Below are 3,475 nucleotides of genomic sequence, written 5' to 3'. Positions count from 1 at the left end.
AGATTCTTGGCCCCATCAAACGGTTGCGCGAACACTATGCCCATGAGGCGACGTTGTTTCGGCCACCGTATGGAGAATATAACGACCTGACCGTCGCCGTGGTGAACATGCTCGGCCTGCGTTTCGTCCAATGGAATATCGAATCAGGCGATCCTGACCCCCTGGCCTCCGCCGAGCGGATTCTCGCCGGAGTCACCGCGCGTGCCAAGCCGGGGAGCATCATCGTCTTCCATGCGAACGGAAAAGGCAAGCAAACTCGGCAGGTGATTGAACGACTCACATCGGACATCCTGCCTCGGAAAGGACTCCAACCCATGACCGTGAGCGAGCTGTTGAACTGCACTCCCTGAACCCATATGACTGACTCGGGTATCAGAAACATGGATCCGGACGATCGAGAGTCCGTCGTCCAGCTGCTCGGTGAGTCCGATCCCTGGAAGAGGCTCGGTTACTTGAAGGAGGATTGGAACCGCATTTTCTGTCCGACTCCACAAGGGAGAGACTGCTATGTCGCTCTCCTCGATGGGCAAGTGGCGGGCGTCGCCATCGTGAAGCAGAAATTTCTCCTGGGCGACTATCTGGAGCTCTTGGGAGTGGCCGTATGGGCTCGTCAAAAGGGCATCGGCGGCCACCTGTTGCAGTACGTCGAGGAGCTGGTCTTTAAGAGAACCAAAAACCTCTTTGCCTGCGTGTCGGATTTCAACATATCGGCTAGAGCCTTCTACAAAAAACACGGCTATCAGGAAATCGGCCCCATGCCAAATTTTCTGATTCCAGGGAGTGCTGAGATGCTTCTCCGCAAGACGGCAGGACCCGCCAGAGGAAAAGAGCAATAGTCATTGGTCACTCGTCATTGGTATGATGGGAGTGTCCACCGTTCCAATAACCATTGATTGACCAATGACTGATTTGCGCGTCAAAAAGTTGCTTCACACTCGCATGCGGGTCAGCGATTTGGACGAGACCATTCGGTTTTACACGGCAGTGCTGGGTCTCGAAGTGATCGAGCGGAAAACTTCTCCACGGGGGTCACACCTCGCCTTCTTGAGAACACCCAATAGTGATGAGTTGATTGAACTGACCAGTTTCCCTCCCAGTGGGCCGGTGAAAGTGCAGGAAGATCTCGTTCATCTGGCCTTTCAAGTCGAAAGTCTGGAGGAAACGATTGCCTCGCTCAATGCCAAGGGTGTCAAGATTACCGATGGCCCGACGACAACCTCTTCCGGCAGCCGGTTCATCTTCATTGACGCGCCAGACGGCTATGAGATCGAGCTGATCGAACGGCCGACTGGCGTGAAAATCGTCTAAAGATGGTCATTGGTCATCAGTCAATGGTCATTAGTAGAAGTCGAAGAGGCAAAGAAACGGACCAATGACCGTTCAACTTCTTCCCGCTGCCATTCTCCTTTGGCTGCTAACCCAGAACCTTCCCCCCAATGACTATTGACCAGTGACTAACGGGTAACTACCCTCTGTCACGCTTGAGCGGTACGCAACCCTCTGAAAAGGAGCACCGATGAAGAACGGTTTCTTCCGTGGACATGGTCTCGGCAATGACTATCTGGTAGTGGATCCTCATGAAATGACCTTTAAATTGACCCCCAAACACATTAAAGCCATTTGTGATCGCAATTGGGGCGTAGGCAGCGACGGGATATTGGCCTTGGTTCCTTCCAAGAAGGCCGATTTCGGGCTGCGCATTTTCAACCCCGACGGCAGCGAGGCGGAAAAGTCCGGGAACGGTCTCAGGATCTTTGCGCGCTACCTCCATGCCACTGGGAGAACGAAGAAGAAGCGCTTCACAGTCGAGACAAAGGGCGGACTGGTCCGCATTGAGCTGCATGTAGACCGACATGGCGATGCAGCCGCCGCGACCGTCGAAATGGGGATCGCCACGTTCAAGCCGAACGCTCTCCCCTGTTCACTTGAGGTTCCTGAGTTGATTCAGCAGCCGATCAAAGCCGCCGGACGGACCTTGACCTTTACCGGCGTGAGCGTCGGTAATCCACATTGTGTCGTCTTCAAGCCGGCTGGTGAATCCTGGTCCCGGGAAGAACTTTTGACGCTTGGGCCGGTCCTGGAAAACCACGGGCTGTTTCCTAAACGGACTAATGTGCAGCTGGCTGTTCCAACGGGGCCTAGGGAGATTTTCATTTTGATTTGGGAGCGAGGCGCCGGAGAAACGCAGGCATCCGGCTCCTCATCCTGTGCCGCAGCCAGCGCCGCGGTCCGCTTGGGACTTGTGAGGAGCCCCGTGACCGTGAAGATGCCGGGAGGGGTCCTGAATATCGATGTGGCTGTCGACTTCAGCCTTACCATGAAAGGCCCGGTGGCCGAAGTCGCGCGGGGGACGTTGAGTCCGTCGTTCGTGCGAGTATTACGATAGAAAGCCATTGGTCAGCGGTCATTAGTCATTGGTAAAAGGCAGCTGAGAAAAAACATGGCGATCGCCAAATCATTCCATGACCTTACAGTATGGAAGATCGGCAGAGACCTCAGAAAAAAGCTTTATGGAATCGCGAAAACCTTGCCTATCCATGAACAATACAATCTAGCTGCTCAGATTAAAGCGGCGTCGGTTTCGCTTACCTCAAACATCGCAGAGGGATTTGGCAGGTACCACTACAAGGAAAATGTGCAGTTCTGCCGAATCGCTCGCGGCTCTGCCTGCGAATTGATGGACCACCTCATAACATGCCGCGATGAGAACTATATCTCAGAAAGGCAGCATAAAGAATTAGGTCCGGAGCTGGACACTTTTGCTCGAGTGCTCAATGCCTATATCAGAGCGATAGGGTCTTCCAAAACATCATCCGGTCTTGAATAGCCTCTTCCTTTACCAGACGGTACAATGATGTCTCTTATGTGGATGCTTTTTTATGCTGTACCTCATGACCGATGACCAGTGACCAATGACCGACACTCTACAATCCAAACTTGCCCACCTGCCCGGCAGCCCAGGCGTCTACTTGTTCAAGAACGAGCACGGAGACGTCATTTACATCGGAAAAGCCGCGGTGCTCGCCGACCGCGTCCGATCCTATTTCCAGAAAGGTGCCGACCATAGCCTCAAGACCAATCTTCTCGTCAGCCACATCACCGACCTGGAGACAATGGTGACCCGATCCGAGCTCGAAGCCCTGATTCTTGAGAGCAATCTGGTCAAGCGCTACAAACCCCGCTTCAATATCGTGCTGCGAGACGACAAGCAGTATCCCTATGTGCGGCTGCCCGTCAAAGACGATTTTCCAAGACTCTCGATCGTGCGCCGCGTGCAAAAAGACGGAGCCCTCTACTACGGCCCTTATACACCGGCCAACGCGCTCCGGGAGACGTTGAAGGTCATCAAACACGTCTTTCCCCTTGCCACATGCACGATCGATATTGACGGGACCGCCGACCGCGCCTGCATCGAATTCGAGATCAAGCGATGCATGGCGCCCTGCACCGGCAACCAGTCGAAGGAAGAGTACCA

6 protein-coding genes are annotated in these 3,475 nt (G+C 54.1%); all 6 read left to right on the top strand.

Features of this window, described 5'->3' with window-relative positions; genetic code table 11:
* Window positions 1-350: polysaccharide deacetylase family protein (locus ACOSYY_RS17605; protein WP_421664138.1), on the top strand; the 350-nt coding region annotated here is incomplete at its 5' end.
* A 6-nt stretch (window positions 351-356) separates the two neighbouring features.
* Complete coding sequence (locus ACOSYY_RS17600; protein WP_421664137.1) at window positions 357-836, top strand: GNAT family N-acetyltransferase; 480 nt, start codon at window positions 357-359, stop codon at window positions 834-836.
* A 64-nt stretch (window positions 837-900) separates the two neighbouring features.
* Window positions 901-1,308, top strand: coding sequence for a VOC family protein (locus ACOSYY_RS17595; RefSeq protein WP_421664136.1), 408 nt, complete (start codon window positions 901-903; stop codon window positions 1,306-1,308).
* 208 nt (window positions 1,309-1,516) lie between these two features.
* The gene (gene dapF, locus ACOSYY_RS17590) at window positions 1,517-2,386 is read left to right on the top strand and encodes a diaminopimelate epimerase (protein ID WP_421664135.1); all 870 of its coding nucleotides are present in this window, start codon (window positions 1,517-1,519) and stop codon (window positions 2,384-2,386) included.
* Between the two features lie 54 nt (window positions 2,387-2,440).
* On the top strand, window positions 2,441-2,827 hold the full coding sequence (locus ACOSYY_RS17585) for a four helix bundle protein (RefSeq protein WP_421664134.1): 387 nt from the start codon (window positions 2,441-2,443) through the stop codon (window positions 2,825-2,827).
* A gap of 85 nt (window positions 2,828-2,912) precedes the next feature.
* A partial coding sequence (locus tag ACOSYY_RS17580) for a GIY-YIG nuclease family protein (protein WP_421664132.1) occupies window positions 2,913-3,475 on the top strand: 563 nt, incomplete at its 3' end.

The sequence above is a fragment of the Nitrospira sp. BLG_2 genome (assembly GCF_049222245.1).
The sequence above is the reverse complement of the archived record's forward strand: the minus strand, read 5'-3'. Positions and strand labels throughout refer to the sequence as shown.

Coding starts and splice junctions, on each gene's coding strand:
- ACOSYY_RS17600 (WP_421664137.1), top strand. CDS start 357: ATGACTGACTCGGGTATCAGAAACATGGATCCGGACGATCGAGAGTCC.
- ACOSYY_RS17595 (WP_421664136.1), top strand. CDS start 901: ATGACTGATTTGCGCGTCAAAAAGTTGCTTCACACTCGCATGCGGGTC.
- dapF (WP_421664135.1), top strand. CDS start 1,517: ATGAAGAACGGTTTCTTCCGTGGACATGGTCTCGGCAATGACTATCTG.
- ACOSYY_RS17585 (WP_421664134.1), top strand. CDS start 2,441: ATGGCGATCGCCAAATCATTCCATGACCTTACAGTATGGAAGATCGGC.